The organism is Pseudomonas sediminis (genome assembly GCF_039555755.1).
In the GTDB taxonomy this organism is placed as follows: domain Bacteria; phylum Pseudomonadota; class Gammaproteobacteria; order Pseudomonadales; family Pseudomonadaceae; genus Aquipseudomonas; species Aquipseudomonas mendocina_D.
The window spans coordinates 1,025,575-1,039,721 of the sequence record NZ_CP154631.1 but is presented as its reverse complement, the minus strand read 5'-3'; the positions used below and the strand labels follow the sequence as shown (position 1 = coordinate 1,039,721).

Sequence of the window (14,147 nt, the reverse complement as noted above, 5' to 3'; positions counted from 1 at the left end):
GCATTCCGTTTTATCCGCGATGCTGTCCAGGCACCCACCGCCAATCGCGGCTAAAGCCGCTCCTACAAAAAGGCCGCTTTATTACGCCGAGAAGTAGGTGCTCCAGAAGTAGTACAGCGTCATCGTGCTGCCGACCAGAATGACGAAGCCACGCAACAGTGCCGGCGGTAGTTTCTCGCCCAGTGCGCCGCCAGCATAACCGCCGATCGTAGCGCCGGTAAGCAGGATGGCAAGCTCATACCAGCTGACCCGGCCGGCGATGACGAAGGTCAGTGTGGCGATGCTGTAGATCACCGCCGAGATCAGGTTCTTCAGCGCGTTGGCGCGTGCCAGCGGGTGGCCTTCGATGGAAAACGCGGCGAGCTGCAGAATGCCCATGCCGGCGCCGAAGTAGCCGCCATAGATCGACACGCTGATATGCGCGCCCAGCGACAGTGGCGTATGCGGTGGGTGTGCGGATGCCTTGTTCTTGCGCCGCTCGGCCAGCCAGCGTCCCAGCCATGGGCTGGCAGCAAACAGTGCAGTAGCGGCCAACAACAGCCACGGGATCAACACGCGGAACACATCGTCGCCTCCGGCCAGCAGCAACAGGCCGCCGAGCAGGCCGCCGGCCAGACCGGCCAACAGCAATGGAAGCAGATAACGCCCCAGCGGGCGCAATGAGGCGCGCGCTGCCCAGGCACCAGCCAGGCTGGCCGGCCACAGGGCCACGGCGTTGGTGGCATTGGCCGTTACCGGTGGCAGGCCGGCGGCGAGCAGGGCGGGGAAGGAAAAGAAGGTGCCGCCGCCAGCCAGGGCGTTCATGCCCCCAGCGGCGAAACCGGCGAGGGCCAGCAGCAGTATATCGAACAGGGACATCGGGCAGACTCGCACAAAAAAGGTGCAGCATAGAGCTGACCCTTCGGTCAGCCAAGTGCGACTAAAGTGACGAACCTGCCAATTGTCGTCTGTGCCAGGCCTATGCTTTGCGGCATCATCGCAGCACCTGTATTCGGTACCCGCGATGAACATCGACACCCGTATCAAATTCCGTCACCTGCTGTGCTTTCTCGAGATCGCCCGCCAGCGCAGTTTCGCCAAGGCGGCCGATGCCCTGGCGGTCAGCCAGCCAGCGATTTCCAAGACGCTCAAGGAGCTGGAGGAAATCCTCGAGGCCAGTCTGTTCGAGCGGGGCAAGAGCGGGGTGAGTCTGACCGCTGCCGGTGTCGCCTTCATGCGTTACGCCGGCCCGTGCGTGCAGGCGCTGCGCGATGGGGTGAACAGTCTTCGCGAAGGTGAGCACGAGGCCGGCCAGGTGCGCGTCGGCGTGCTGTCTACCGTAGAGAGCCTGCTGATTCCCGAGGTGGTGCGGCGCCTGCATCAGCGTCACTCGGCGCTGGTGGTCAGTGTTGCTACCGGGCCGGGCGCCTACCTGCTCGGTCAGTTGCGCGTCGGCGAGCTGGACCTGGTGGTCGGTCGCATGACCGACAGCCCGGACATCCAGGGCCTGACCTTCGAGCACCTGTACAGCGAATCGATGAGCCTGGTGGTGCGCCCCGGTCACCCGCTGCTGGCCGCCGGCGCCGCCGCGCTGGGACACCTTGGCGATTACCCGCTGGTGCTGCCGACGGCCGGTACCACCATCCGCAAGCACGCCGACAGCCTGTTCGTACAGTGCGGGGTGACGCCCTCGCGGCAGCGCCTGGAGACCCTGTCGCCGGCGCTGAGTCGGCGCTACGTGCTGTCCGGCGATGCGCTGTGGGTGGCGCCGCAGGACGCGGTGTGCCTGGACGTGCAGCGCGGCGAGCTGGTCGAGCTGCAGCTGGGTGTGCAGGAACCGGGCGGCTCGGTGGGCATCTGCCGCAACAGCGCGCTGGCCCTGCCGCTGGCCGCCGAGCAGTTCTGCGCGGCGCTGCGTGAGGTGGCCGAAGCCTACCGCGAAGGGCTTTTTTCATAACCATTTGGTTATGGATTGGCGGCGTCTTTTCAATATTCTCCGCGTCTGCTTTGGCGGAAACTGTGCTTCAGCCTGATCCCAGGTCGACTCCACAATACTCACAACAGGAGCGCACCATGCCTGCCGAGGACAATCGCCGTTTCGTCATTCGTGACCGCAACTGGCACCCCAAAGCCCTGACGCCCGATTACAAGACCTCCATCGCCCGTTCGCCGCGCCAGGCGCTGGTGAGCATCCCGCAGTCGGTTTCCGAAACCAGCGGCCCGGATTTCTCGCACCTGAAGTTCGCCGAGCATGACAACGATCTGCTGCTCAACTTCAACAATGGCGGCCTGCCCATCGGCGAGCGCATCATCGTTTCCGGGCGGGTGATGGATCAGTACGGCAAGCCGATCCCGCATACCCTGGTGGAAATGTGGCAAGCCAACGCCGGTGGCCGCTACCGGCACAAGAACGACCGCTACCTGGCACCGCTCGACCCCAACTTCGGCGGTGTTGGCCGCGCGCTGACCGACAGCGAAGGCCGCTACAGCTTCCGCACCATCAAGCCCGGCCCCTATCCGTGGCGCAATGGACCGAACGACTGGCGCCCGGCGCACATTCACTTCTCCATCAGTGGCCCGTCGATTGCCACGCGGCTGATCACCCAGCTGTATTTCGAGGGCGATCCGCTGATCCCGCTGTGCCCCATCGTCAAATCCATCGCCAACCCGGACGCGGTGCAGACGCTGATCGCCAGGCTGGACATGGGTGCGGCCAATCCGATGGATTGCCTGGCCTATCGCTTCGACATCGTGCTGCGCGGCCAGCGCCAAACCCATTTCGAGAATAAATAAGGAGGGATGACCATGCCTGTTGAACTACTGCCGGAAACCCCTTCGCAGACCGCTGGCCCCTACGTACACATCGGCCTGGCTCTGGCCGCCGCCGGCAACCCGACCCGCGCGCAGGAAATCTGGAACCAGATGGCGGGGCCCGACGCGCCCGGCGAGCACATCGTGCTGGTTGGCCACGTCTATGACGGCAACGGCCACCTGGTGCGCGACGCCTTCCTCGAACTCTGGCAGGCCGACCACCAGGGCCACTACGACGAGGATTACGACCAGTCCAAAGCGTTCAACGGTTTCGGTCGTACCGCCACCACCTTCGATGCCGGCAGCGAATGGTTCGCCTACACGGTCAAACCGGGTGTAGTGAAAAACGCCGCCGGCGTGCCGATGGCGCCGCACGTCAACGTCGCGCTGTTCGCTCGGGGCATCAACATCCACCTCAATACTCGCCTGTATTTCGAGGATGAGGCCGAGGCCAACGCCAAGGACCCGGTGCTGAACCTGATCGAGCAGCCGCAGCGCCGCGAGACGCTGATCGCCAAACGCTGCGAAGTCGAGGGCAAGCCGGCCTACCGTTTCGATATCCGTATCCAGGGGGACGGCGAGACAGTGTTCTTTGACTTCTGACCCGGTGACGCCCGCCGAGGCGGTGCGCCGTCACTTCGACCGCGAGCTGGCGGCCCGGGGCTTTCGCGCCGACCCCGCCCAGCAGCGGGCCATCGCCCAACTCGCCGACTGGCTGGGCGCGCAGCTGGCGCCCAAGCGGCGCTGGCGGCGTCCGGCTGCGGGTATTTACCTGTGGGGCGGTGTCGGGCGCGGCAAGAGCTTCGTCATGGATTGCCTGTTCGCCGCCGCGCCCCTGGCGAACAAGCGCCGGGTACATGTGCACGGTTTTCTCCAGGAGCTGCAACAGCGCCTGAACGCTTACAGCGGCCAGCCCGAGCCGCTGGCCCGGGTCGCCACTGACCTGGCCGGGGAGGCGCGTCTGCTGTGCTTCGATGAATTCCATGTGCACGACATCGGCGACGCCATTCTCCTCGGGCGTCTGCTCGAATGCCTGCTGCGTGAAGGCGTGGCGTTGGTGTTCACGTCCAATTTCGCGCCGGCCGGGCTGTGCCCGAACCCGCTCTATCATGCACGCTTCAGGCCGTTCATCGCGTTGCTGCAGCGCCATTGTCAGGTGCTTGAACTGGACGCCGGCGAAGACTATCGCCAGCGCACCCGCCACGATTGGGGGCGCTTCATCCAGGCGCCTGCCGAGCGGGCCGACAGCCTGTTGTGCCGCGCCTTGCAGATCGTGGCGGGCGAGGGCGGCGAGCTGCAACTGAACCGCCGCTCGTTCGCCCTGCGGGGGCGAAGCGGGCATGGGATCTGGCTGGATTTTTCTGCGCTGTTCGAGGTGCCGTCATCGACCGCGGATTACCTGTGGTTGTGCGAACATCTCGCTTGCGTCGCCGTCAGTAACGTTCCGCCGCTGCATCGGCTGTCACTGGATGTGCAGCAGCGGGTGATCAACTTCATCGATGTTGCCTACGACAGTGGGGTGGTCCTGCTGCTCGCCAGCGAGTCGAGCCTGGAGCAGGTGTGCGCCGATATCGGCGCCAGCGATTTCAGCCGCACCCGCAGCCGTTTACAGCAACTGTCCAGCTCTGTGGAGAACTGCGTCGCGTGTTAGCCGTACTCAGCATTACCGCACCGATTTTCATCCTGATCGGTCTGGGTTTCGTGTCGGTACGTGGTGGTCTGGTCAACCGCGAACAACTGCGCGGCATGGGCACCTTCGTCATCACCTTCGCCTTGCCCGCCCTGGTGTTCAACGCCCTGGCCAAGCGGCCGCTGAGTGAGGTGCTCAACGTGCCGTACATGGGCGCCTATGCCCTGGGCTCGCTGGCGATCTTCGCCATCGGTTTTGCCGTGGCCTTCTGGTTGCGCCGGCAGGGCGTGTCGCGCAGCGCGATCATGGCCCTGGGCGTGTCGGTGTCCAACAGCGGTTTCATCGGCTACCCGATCGCGCTCACGGTGCTGGGCGAGCAGGCTGCCGTGGCGCTGGCCCTGGGCATGCTGGTGGAGAACCTGCTGATGATCCCCCTGGCGCTGATGCTTGCCGAGAGCGGACAGCAGCAGGCGCAGTCGAAGTGGGCGGTGCTGGGTGAAACCCTCAAGCGCCTGCTGAAGCACCCGATCATCGTCGGTATCAGTCTGGGCCTGGCGGTCTCGTTGCTGGGGATCGACCTGCCGACCCTGCTGAGTCGCCCCATCGACATGCTGGCCAGTGCCTCGGCGCCGGTGGCGCTGTTCGTGATCGGCGGCACCCTGTACGGCATGAAGGCCAATGGCGTGTGGCGCGAGGTGGCGCAAATCAGCCTGGCCAAGCTGCTGTTGCACCCGCTGGCGGTGTTCACCGCACTGATGCTGATGCCGGGCATCGAGCCGCACATGCTGGTGGCCGGGGTGCTGTTCGCCAGCGCGCCGATGCTGAGCATCTACCCGATCATGGGGCAGCGCTTCGGCCTCGAGGAGCGTTGTGCGGCGGCGCTGGTCGGGGCGACCGTGCTGGCGTTCTTCACTATCAGTGCGCTGATCGGCTTCATCGAGTTCCGCGGGCTGCTCGCGTAAGCAGTGGCTAGCCCCGCCCGCACCCTGAGGGGTACCTGACCGTAACGGCCGGGGCTGGGCGGCAGCAAGGGCATTGAGCCTCGTAGCCCGGATGAAATCCGGGAATGACTGAGACAATGGCCGCGGATTGCATCCGGGCTACAGAAGTGTCGTTTGCTGTTTTGCTCAGCATGTTTGCGATTACCGCACGACGGTTCGATAATCGCCAAGTGCTGTTCATCGCCGTTTCGGAGTCATCATGAGCGAAACCCGTCCGCCGCTTACCAGTCTTGCTCCGCCGCCCTACGTATCGCCGGCCAAGCGTATCGAGGAGTTCGCTGGCGACCCCAACTTCATGACCTCCCTGGCCCGTGGCCTGGCGGTGATCAACGCCTTCCAAGAGCGCAAACGCCATCTGACCATCGCGCAGATCAGCCACCGCACCGAGATTCCTCGTGCTGCCGTGCGCCGCTGTCTCTACAGCCTGATGAAGCTGGGCTACGTCACCACCGACGGGCGCACCTATTCGCTGTTGCCCAAGGTCCTCACCCTGGGCCACGCCTACCTGTCGTCGACGCCGCTGGCGGTATCCGCGCAACCCTTCCTCGACCGCCTCAGCGAGCAACTGCACGAGGCCTGCAACCTGGCCACGCTGGAAGGCGAGCAGGTGCTCTACATCGCCCGTTCGGCCATTCCGCAACGGCTGATCTCGGTGGACCTGAGCGTCGGCAGCCGCCTGCCGGCCTACTGCACCTCCATGGGTCGCATCCTGCTCGCCGCGCTGGATGACGATCAGTTGCAGGACTACCTGGCCCACGCCGAGATGCAGCCCAAGACCAGCCGTACCCTGCACACCCCCGACGCGCTATGGGAGTGCCTGCAGCGCGTGCGGCACCAGGGCTGGTGCATCGTCGACCAGGAGTTGGAGCAAGGCCTGCGTTCGCTGGCGGTGCCGGTGTACGACTCCGCCGGCCACGTGCTGGCAGCGATGAACATCAGCACCCACGCTGCTCGCGTTCCGGCCGCCGAGCTGGAAAAGCGCTACCTGCCGCTGATGCTGTCGGCCAGCCGAGAGTTGAGCGGGCAGTTGTTCCGCGCGGTGTAAACGTTCGAAGGTGTTCGATAATCGCCCGATATGGCGATTATCGGATTGTTCTCGTCAGGGTCAGTTTTTAATGTGGCAGGTATCCACCGCGCTCGCTTCGGTGGCGCCTGCAACCTGACGAGAACAATACGATGGCCGACATCATCACGCTGCGCGACGCCATTTCGCGCCATGTCCAGGACGGCGATTGCGTCGCCCTCGAAGGCTTCACCCACCTGATTCCCACTGCCGCTGCCCACGAGATCATCCGCCAGGGCAAGAAAGACCTGCATCTGGTGCGCATGACCCCGGATCTGGTCTACGACCTGCTGATCGGCGCCGGTTGCGCGCGCAAGCTGACCTTCTCGTGGGGCGGCAACCCTGGCGTCGGTTCGCTGCACCGCCTGCGCGATGCGGTGGAGAAGCACTGGCCGCACAAGCTGGAAATCAGCGAGCACAGCCACGCGGCCATGGCCAACGCTTATGTCGCCGGCGCTTCCAACCTGCCGTTCGCCGTGCTGCGCGGCTACCAGGGTTCCGATCTGGTCAAGGTCAATCCGGAGATCAAGTTCATCGATTGCCCGTTCAGCGGCGAGAAGCTGGCCGCGATCCCCAGCGTTCGCCCGGACGTCACCGTGATCCATGCGCAGAAGGCCGACCGCAAGGGCAACGTGCTGATCCAGGGCATCCTCGGCGTGCAGAAGGAAGCCGCCCTGGCCGCCAAGCGCTGCATCGTCACCGTCGAGGAAATCGTCGACGACCTGCAGGCGCCGATGAACGCCTGCGTGCTGCCGACCTGGGCCATCAGCGCTGTCTGCGTGGTACCTGGCGGTGCCCATCCGTCCTACGCCCATGGCTACTACGAGCGCGACAACCGCTTCTACCAGGCCTGGGACCCGATTGCCCGTGACCGCGACACCTTCACCGCATGGATCGATGAGTACATCCATGGCACCGAGGATTTTGCGCAGTACCAGGCGAAAGTGAATGGGGAGGCCAAGTGATGAGCGCGTTCAACACCAATGAAATGATGACCGTGGCCGCCGCACGCCGCCTCGGAAATGGCAGCGTCTGCTTCGTCGGCATCGGCCTGCCGTCCAAGGCCGCCAACCTGGCGCGCCTGACCCATGCGCCGGAAGTGGTACTGATTTATGAGTCCGGCCCGATTGGCGCCAAGCCAAGCGTGCTGCCGCTGTCCATCGGTGACGGCGAGCTGGCCGAAACCGCTGACACCGTGGTGCCGACCGGCGAAATCTTCCGCTACTGGCTGCAGGGCGGGCGCATCGACGTTGGCTTCCTCGGCGCCGCCCAGGTCGACAAGTTCGGCAACATCAACACCACCGTGATCGGCGATTACCACGCGCCGAAAGTGCGCTTGCCGGGCGCCGGTGGCGCGCCGGAAATCGCCGGTTCGGCGAAGAAGGTGCTGATCATCCTCAAGCAGGGCCATCGCACCTTTGTCGACAAGCTGGCCTTCATCACCTCGGTTGGCCATGGCGAGGGTGGCGATCATCGCAAGCGCCTGGGCCTGCCAGGTGACGGCCCGGTGGCGATCATCACCGACCTGTGCATCATGGAGCCGGAAGCCGGCAGCAACGAATTCATCGTCACTTCGCTGCACCCGGGCGTGACCCGCGAGCAGGTGATCGAGAACACCGGCTGGCAGATTCGCTTCGCCGACAACCTGACCACCACCGAGGCGCCGAAAGCTGAGGAACTGGCCGCCCTGCGTGACCTGGAAGCGCGCACCGCCGCCGCTCATGGTCAGGCTGGAGGTGAGGAATGAGCCGCGACGTATTCATCTGCGACGCCGTGCGCACGCCGATTGGCCGCTTGAATGGCGCGCTGTCGGCGGTGCGCGCCGACGACCTGGCGGCGATTCCGCTCAAGGCGTTGGTGGAGCGTAACCCGCAGGTCGACTGGTCTGCAGTCGATGAAGTGTTCATGGGCTGCGCCAACCAGTCCGGCGAAGACAACCGCAACGTCGCCCGCATGGCGCTACTGCTCGCCGGTCTGCCGGAAACGGTGCCAGGCGTGACCCTCAACCGCCTGTGCGCCTCGGGTATGGAGGCGGTGGGCGCTGCCTTCCGCGCCATCGCCACGGGCGAAATGGAGCTGGCCATCGCCGCTGGCGTCGAGTCCATGACCCGCGCACCCTACGTGATGGGCAAGGCCGACAGCGCCTTTGGCCGTGGCCAGAAGCTGGAAGACACCACCCTGGGCTGGCGCTTCGTCAACCCCCTGATGAAAGAGCAATACGGCGTCGACCCGATGCCGGTCACCGGTGACAACGTCGCCGAGGACTACGGCGTCAGCCGCGCCGATCAGGATGCCTTCGGCCTGCGCAGCCAGCAGCGTGCGGCGGCGGCTCAGGAGAGCGGTTACTACGCCGAGGAAATCGTCCCGGTAGTGATCAAGACCAAGAAGGGCGAGATCGTCGTCGACCGTGACGAGCACCCGCGTGCCGACACCACCGCCGAAGGCCTGGCCAAGCTCAAGCCGGTCAATGGCGAAGGCAAGACCGTCACCGCCGGCAACGCCTCGGGCCTCAATGACGGCGCCTCGGCGATGATCCTGGCCTCGGCTGAAGCTGTTAAGAAATACGCCCTCAAGCCGCGCGCCAAGGTGCTGGGCATGGCCAGCGGCGGCGTGGCGCCACGCATCATGGGCGTCGGCCCGGTGCCGGCGGTGCGCAAGCTGCTAGCGCGGCTGAACCTGAGCATCGAGCAGTTCGACGTGATCGAGCTGAATGAGGCCTTCGCCGCTCAAGGCCTGGCCGTCACCCGCGACCTCGGTCTGCCGGACGACAGCGCCAAGGTCAACCCGAACGGCGGCGCCATCGCCCTCGGCCACCCGCTGGGTATGAGCGGCAATCGCCTGGTACTGACCGCCGTTCACCACCTGGAGAAGACCGGCGGCAAACTTGGTCTGGCGACCATGTGCGTGGGTGTCGGCCAGGGACTGGCGCTGGCCATCGAGCGGGTGTGAACCGAAGCAAATTCGGGCGCGTAGGGTGGGCTTTAGCCCACCATTGACGGCGGTGGGCTGAAACGGATCGCCGCCCGGCCCACCCTACACCCCTCCCACGGTGCCGTGCGCGGCGCCGCCGGTTGATGCCACACTAGCCGTACATTTTTCCCAGGAGCGTTGCGCGCGTGAGCAACCAACTTTTCGATGCCTATTTCACCGCGCCGGCCATGCGCGCGATCTTCTGCGACGCCGGGCGAGTGCAGGGCATGCTCGATTTCGAGGCCGCCCTGGCAAGGGCCGAGGCGCGCGTGGGGCTGATTCCCGCCGAGGCCGTGGCGCCCATCGCGGCCGCCTGCAAGGCCGAACTCTACGATTACCCGGCGCTGGCCCAGGCTATCGCCACTGCTGGCAATTCCGCCATCCCGCTGGTCAAGGCACTGGGCAAGCGCATCGCCGCCACTGACCCCGAGGCCGAGCGCTACGTTCATCTTGGCGCTACCAGCCAGGACGCCATGGACAGCGGCCTGGTGCTGCAACTGCGCGCCGCCATCGGCCTGCTGGAAAGCGATCTGGCGCAGTTGGCCGATGCTCTGGCGGCGCAGGCCGAGCGCCATATCGATACCCCGCTGGCCGGGCGTACCTGGCTGCAACAGGCCACACCGGTCACCCTCGGCATGAAGCTGGCCGGTGTGCTTGGTGCCGTTACCCGACATCGCCAGCGCCTGAGCGAGCTCAAACCGCGCCTGTTGAGCCTTCAGTTCGGCGGCGCCTCTGGCAGCCTGGCGGCGCTCGGTGATGCCGGTTGGGCGGTCAGCGGTGCGCTGGCGCAGGAGTTGGAACTGACCCTGCCCGAGCAGCCCTGGCACACCCAGCGTGATCGTCTGGTGGAATTCGCCAGTCTGCTGGGGATGATCGCCGGCAGCCTGGGCAAGCTGGGCCGCGACCTCAGCCTGTTGATGCAGACCGAAGCCGGCGAAGTCTTCGAGCCGTCGGCGCCGGGCAAAGGTGGCTCGTCGACCATGCCGCACAAGCGCAACCCGGTCAGCGCCGCCGTGCTGATCGGCGCCGCCACCCGCGCGCCGGGCCTGGTGGCGACCATGTTCGCCGCCATGCCGCAGGAGCACGAGCGCAGCCTGGGCCTGTGGCATGCCGAGTGGGACACCCTGCCGGAGCTGTGCTGCCTGGTCTCTGGCGCCCTGCAGCAGGCACTGCTGGTGGTGCCGGGGCTGGAGGTGGATGCCGCACGCATGCGCGCCAATCTTGAGCTGACCCAGGGCCTGGTGCTGGCTGAGGCGGTGAGCATCGCTCTGGCGCAGAAGATCGGCCGCGACGCGGCCCATCACCTGATCGAACAGTGCTGCAAGCAGGCGGTGCGTGAGGGCGCCCACCTGCGCACCGTGCTTGTTGCCAATGCCGAGGTCAGCGCGCAACTTTCTGCTGACGAGCTGGATCGCCTGCTCGATGCAGCGCATTACCTGGGCCAGGCTCGCCGCTGGGTCGAACGGGCCGTTGCCGAACACACGCAATTTTCCTCTTAGGAGTTATCCATGCCTGCCGTACGTCTCGCCGATGGCGATTTGAACTACCTGCTCGAAGGCCCGGCCGGTGCGCCGGTGCTGGTGCTGTCCAACTCGCTGGGCACCGACCTGCACATGTGGGATGCGCAGATCGCGGCCTTCACCCAGCACTTCCAGGTGTTGCGCTACGACACCCGTGGTCATGGCGCCTCGCTGGTTAGCGAAGGGCCATACAGCATCGAACAGAACGGTCGCGACGTGCTGGCCCTACTCGATGCGCTGAGTATCGCCAAGACGCATTTCTGCGGGCTGTCCATGGGCGGTCTGATCGGCCAGTGGCTGGGTATCAATGCGCCCGAGCGCATCGAGCGCCTGGTGCTGTGCAACACCGCCGCCAAGATCGGCACGCCCGAGGTGTGGAACCCGCGCATCGAGATGGTGCTGGCCGAGGGCGAGCATGCCATGCGCGGGTTGCGTGATGCCTCGATCTCGCGCTGGTTCACCGCTGATTTCGCCGAGGCCAATCCGGGCAAGGTCGAGCCCATCGTCGGCATGCTGGCGCAGACTTCGCCCGAAGGCTACGCAGCCAACTGCGCGGCCGTGCGCGATGCCGACTACCGCGAGCAGTTGGGCGCCATCCGTGCGCCGACGCTGATCGTCTGCGGCAGTGGCGACCCGGTCACCACCACCGAGGACGGCCGTTTCATGCAGGCGCGCATCGCTGGCGCTGAACTGGTGGAGTTCTATGCCGCGCACCTGTCCAACGTGCAGGCTGGTGATGAGTTCAGCCAACGCGTACTGGATTTCCTGCGCGCCTGATCGCCGCTTTTCCGTAGGAGCGAGCTCTGCTCGCGAACATTGCGACGCAAGCGCTTCGCGAGCAGAGCTCGCTCCTACATATCCAATTCGAGGATTGATCGATGGACGAGAAACAACGCTACGAAGCCGGCATGCAGGTGCGCCGTGCGGTACTCGGTGACGCCCATGTCGACCGCAGCCTGGAGAAGCTCACGCCGTTCAACAGTGAGTTCCAGGAGATGATCACCCGTCACGCCTGGGGCGATATCTGGACGCGCCCGGGCTTGCCGCGCCACACACGCAGCCTGATCACCATCGCCATGCTGATCGGCATGAACCGCGAGGGCGAGCTGACGCTGCACCTGCGCGCGGCGAAGAACAACGGGGTGAGCCGCGAAGAGATCAAGGAAGTGATCATGCAGAGCGCCATTTACTGCGGCATTCCAGCGGCCAACGCCACTTTCCACCTCGCCGAAGCCGTTTGGGACGAGCTGGGTGTGGAATCGCTGCAGGACTGAGCCCGCGAGCAATGGAGCGCTGCCCGGACCACGCATCCGGGCGGCGCTTTTTTATGCCTGTTCGTCCTGCGTGCCGGACGTCAGAGCGTAGCGGCGTGGCGTCCGGCGATATAGCCGAAGGTCAGCGCCGGCCCGAGGTTGATGCCGCCGGACGGATAATGCCCACCCAGCGGGCTGGCCATATCGGTGCCTGCTGCATACAGCCCCGGTATCGGCTGGCCATGTGCGTCCAGTACCCGCGCCTGGCCGTCGGTGCGCAGCCCGGCGAAGGTGCCGAAGCAGCCCGGCTGTACCTTTACCGCATAGAACGGCCCCTGCTCGATGGGGGCCACGCAGGGGTTGGGGCCGTCGTGTTGCGCATCGCCGCTGCGACGATTGAAGGGCGTACTGCCGCGGCCGAATTGCGGGTCTTCGCCTTGACGCGCATGACGATTGAATTCGCTGGCGGTGGTGGCCAGACCAAGCGGGTCGATGCCACAGGCAACAGCCAGTTCTTCGAGGCTGTCACCGCGCTTGAGGTAGCCATTGCGGATATGCGGCGACAGCGGCAGCGGTGCCGGGCGGGCAAAGCCCAGGCCATAACGGCGCTGAAAGCGGTGGTCGCAGATCAGCCAGGAGCAGGCTTCCTGATCCTCGGGGATGGCCTTGAGCATGGCATCGACGTAGTCGTAGTAGCCGCCGGCCTCGTTGACGAAGCGCTGGCCGTTTTGCAGCACGCCGATGATGCCGGGCTTGCCACGGTCGATGATGTGCGGGAAATGGCCGACGCTGCCGTCGGGGTAGGGCACCTTGGACACCGGCGCCCAGGCCACTGGCGAGCGCAGATCATCGGCTACACGCCCTCCGGCGGATTCTCCCAGGCGCAGACCGTCGCCGGAGCAACTGAGCGGTGGCAGGGCGAGGTTGTCGTGGCCGCTGGCATCACGCGGGAACATCGCCTGGCGCCGCTCCGGATCGTTGGGAAAACCGCCAGCAGCCAGCACCACCGCTTTGGCGCGGATAGTCATTTCTTCGCCGGCATACAGCACCACGGCGCCGCATACGCTGCCGTTCTCGACGATCAGGCGCTGCGCGGGTGTGGACTCCAGCATCTGCACGCCCAGATCCTGCGCTGAACGGGCCAGGCGGGCGACCAGCGCCACGCCATTGACCAGGTGCATGGCCCGGCCATAGCGAGCCAGATGGTAGAGGTGGCTGGTGAAGCGGCGGATTACGTGCAGCAGCGCCTTGGGCGAGCGGGTCATGTTGAGGAAGGCGGCCAGATCGGCGCCGGCCATGATCGGCATGCCCATGAAGGAGGTCTCGCGCATGGTCTTGCGCAGACGCGGCAACAGGTCGAGCACCTCGCGGCCATCGTAGGGCGCGGCGATGACCTGATGACCGCCGGTGGCGGCGCCGGGCGTGTCACCGTGCATGTCGGGGATGCCGTTGCCATCGACGAATTGCAACGCGGTGTGCTGCTCGAAGAAGGCCACCATGTCCGGGCAGTTCTGCAGAAAGGCGTCCACCAGCTCGGGGCGGTAATGCTCGCCCAGCTCGTTGCGCAGGTAGGTACGCGGCTGCTCGATATCTTCGACGATGCCGGCGCGCTGGGCCAGCGGGTTACGCGGTGCCCACAGCCAGCCGCCGGACCATGCGGTCGCGCCACCCAGCACCGCGTCCTTCTCCACCAGGATCACCCGTTTGCCCAGGTGCGCGGCGCTGACCGCAGCGGCCAGCCCGGCCGCGCCGGAGCCGACTACCAGCAGGTCGCAGTCGAGTGGGGCATTGGACATGGCAGATCTCCGCATTTGTTATTTATTGGAACTTGGTTCCGGATTTTATGTGGCGACTCTCGAGGCGCCAAGCACTGTCGGATGATTCACCCGGGAAGTCGTGCGGTTAGCGATCAATTATTGC

At 65.6% G+C, this 14,147-nt stretch carries 14 protein-coding genes; 12 read left to right on the top strand and 2 right to left on the bottom strand.

The features are described 5' to 3' along the window. Positions 1-81: 81 nt before the first annotated feature. Complete coding sequence (locus tag AAEQ75_RS04970) at positions 82-858, bottom strand: sulfite exporter TauE/SafE family protein (RefSeq protein ID WP_343351042.1); 777 nt, start codon at positions 856-858, stop codon at positions 82-84. Positions 859-1,003: 145 nt separating this feature from the next. Between AAEQ75_RS04970 and pcaQ the strand changes: the two genes are divergently transcribed. The 12 genes from pcaQ to pcaC all read left to right on the top strand — a co-directional run bounded on the left by pcaQ (position 1,004) and on the right by pcaC (position 12,248). After that, the gene (gene pcaQ, locus AAEQ75_RS04965) at positions 1,004-1,936 is read left to right on the top strand and encodes a pca operon transcription factor PcaQ (protein ID WP_343351041.1); all 933 of its coding nucleotides are present in this window, start codon (positions 1,004-1,006) and stop codon (positions 1,934-1,936) included. A 116-nt stretch (positions 1,937-2,052) separates the two neighbouring features. Further along, positions 2,053-2,772 (top strand): protocatechuate 3,4-dioxygenase subunit beta, encoded by a 720-nt coding sequence (gene pcaH / locus AAEQ75_RS04960; protein ID WP_343351040.1) that lies wholly within the window; start codon positions 2,053-2,055, stop codon positions 2,770-2,772. Between the two features lie 12 nt (positions 2,773-2,784). Then, on the top strand, positions 2,785-3,393 hold the full coding sequence (gene pcaG, locus AAEQ75_RS04955) for a protocatechuate 3,4-dioxygenase subunit alpha (protein WP_343351039.1): 609 nt from the start codon (positions 2,785-2,787) through the stop codon (positions 3,391-3,393). Between the two features lie 4 nt (positions 3,394-3,397). After that, positions 3,398-4,441 carry a cell division protein ZapE gene (gene zapE, locus AAEQ75_RS04950; protein WP_343352334.1) on the top strand — a complete coding sequence of 348 codons (1,044 nt, stop codon included), beginning with the start codon at positions 3,398-3,400 and terminating at the stop codon, positions 4,439-4,441. Then, complete coding sequence (locus AAEQ75_RS04945; protein WP_343351038.1) at positions 4,435-5,382, top strand: AEC family transporter; 948 nt, start codon at positions 4,435-4,437, stop codon at positions 5,380-5,382. The genes zapE and AAEQ75_RS04945 overlap by 7 nt, the downstream gene beginning before the upstream one ends. Before the next feature lie 238 nt (positions 5,383-5,620). Continuing rightward, positions 5,621-6,466, top strand: coding sequence for an IclR family transcriptional regulator (locus tag AAEQ75_RS04940; RefSeq protein ID WP_099526311.1), 846 nt, complete (start codon positions 5,621-5,623; stop codon positions 6,464-6,466). A gap of 131 nt (positions 6,467-6,597) precedes the next feature. Further along, entirely contained in the window at positions 6,598-7,449 is an 852-nt protein-coding gene (locus AAEQ75_RS04935) for a CoA transferase subunit A (RefSeq protein ID WP_343351037.1), read from the top strand. Beyond that, positions 7,449-8,231, top strand: a complete 783-nt coding sequence (locus AAEQ75_RS04930) for a CoA-transferase subunit beta (RefSeq protein WP_099526313.1) — start codon at positions 7,449-7,451, stop codon at positions 8,229-8,231. The genes AAEQ75_RS04935 and AAEQ75_RS04930 overlap by 1 nt, the downstream gene beginning before the upstream one ends. Further along, positions 8,228-9,433 carry a 3-oxoadipyl-CoA thiolase gene (gene pcaF / locus AAEQ75_RS04925; protein WP_343351036.1) on the top strand — a complete coding sequence of 402 codons (1,206 nt, stop codon included), beginning with the start codon at positions 8,228-8,230 and terminating at the stop codon, positions 9,431-9,433. The genes AAEQ75_RS04930 and pcaF overlap by 4 nt, the downstream gene beginning before the upstream one ends. 209 nt (positions 9,434-9,642) lie before the next feature. Then, positions 9,643-10,953 (top strand): 3-carboxy-cis,cis-muconate cycloisomerase, encoded by a 1,311-nt coding sequence (locus AAEQ75_RS04920; RefSeq protein ID WP_343352333.1) that lies wholly within the window; start codon positions 9,643-9,645, stop codon positions 10,951-10,953. A 9-nt stretch (positions 10,954-10,962) separates the two neighbouring features. Continuing rightward, positions 10,963-11,751 (top strand): 3-oxoadipate enol-lactonase, encoded by a 789-nt coding sequence (gene pcaD / locus AAEQ75_RS04915; RefSeq protein ID WP_343351035.1) that lies wholly within the window; start codon positions 10,963-10,965, stop codon positions 11,749-11,751. A 101-nt stretch (positions 11,752-11,852) separates the two neighbouring features. Next, positions 11,853-12,248 (top strand): 4-carboxymuconolactone decarboxylase, encoded by a 396-nt coding sequence (gene pcaC / locus AAEQ75_RS04910; protein WP_074856978.1) that lies wholly within the window; start codon positions 11,853-11,855, stop codon positions 12,246-12,248. 80 nt (positions 12,249-12,328) lie between these two features. Here the strand turns inward: pcaC and AAEQ75_RS04905 are convergent, their stop codons facing one another. Then, positions 12,329-14,023 carry an FAD-dependent oxidoreductase gene (locus tag AAEQ75_RS04905; RefSeq protein WP_343351034.1) on the bottom strand — a complete coding sequence of 565 codons (1,695 nt, stop codon included), beginning with the start codon at positions 14,021-14,023 and terminating at the stop codon, positions 12,329-12,331. Positions 14,024-14,147 lie beyond the last annotated feature (124 nt).

Excerpts from the sequence above, each read along its gene's own strand:
- AAEQ75_RS04920 (WP_343352333.1), top strand. The coding sequence starts at position 9,643 with ATGCGCGCGATCTTCTGCGACGCCGGGCGAGTGCAGGGCATGCTCGAT.
- pcaD (WP_343351035.1), top strand. The coding sequence starts at position 10,963 with ATGCCTGCCGTACGTCTCGCCGATGGCGATTTGAACTACCTGCTCGAA.
- pcaC (WP_074856978.1), top strand. The coding sequence starts at position 11,853 with ATGGACGAGAAACAACGCTACGAAGCCGGCATGCAGGTGCGCCGTGCG.
- AAEQ75_RS04940 (WP_099526311.1), top strand. The coding sequence starts at position 5,621 with ATGAGCGAAACCCGTCCGCCGCTTACCAGTCTTGCTCCGCCGCCCTAC.
- AAEQ75_RS04935 (WP_343351037.1), top strand. The coding sequence starts at position 6,598 with ATGGCCGACATCATCACGCTGCGCGACGCCATTTCGCGCCATGTCCAG.
- pcaF (WP_343351036.1), top strand. The coding sequence starts at position 8,228 with ATGAGCCGCGACGTATTCATCTGCGACGCCGTGCGCACGCCGATTGGC.
- pcaG (WP_343351039.1), top strand. The coding sequence starts at position 2,785 with ATGCCTGTTGAACTACTGCCGGAAACCCCTTCGCAGACCGCTGGCCCC.
- AAEQ75_RS04930 (WP_099526313.1), top strand. The coding sequence starts at position 7,449 with ATGAGCGCGTTCAACACCAATGAAATGATGACCGTGGCCGCCGCACGC.
- AAEQ75_RS04970 (WP_343351042.1), bottom strand. The coding sequence starts at position 858 with ATGTCCCTGTTCGATATACTGCTGCTGGCCCTCGCCGGTTTCGCCGCT.
- AAEQ75_RS04905 (WP_343351034.1), bottom strand. The coding sequence starts at position 14,023 with ATGTCCAATGCCCCACTCGACTGCGACCTGCTGGTAGTCGGCTCCGGC.
- pcaH (WP_343351040.1), top strand. The coding sequence starts at position 2,053 with ATGCCTGCCGAGGACAATCGCCGTTTCGTCATTCGTGACCGCAACTGG.
- pcaQ (WP_343351041.1), top strand. The coding sequence starts at position 1,004 with ATGAACATCGACACCCGTATCAAATTCCGTCACCTGCTGTGCTTTCTC.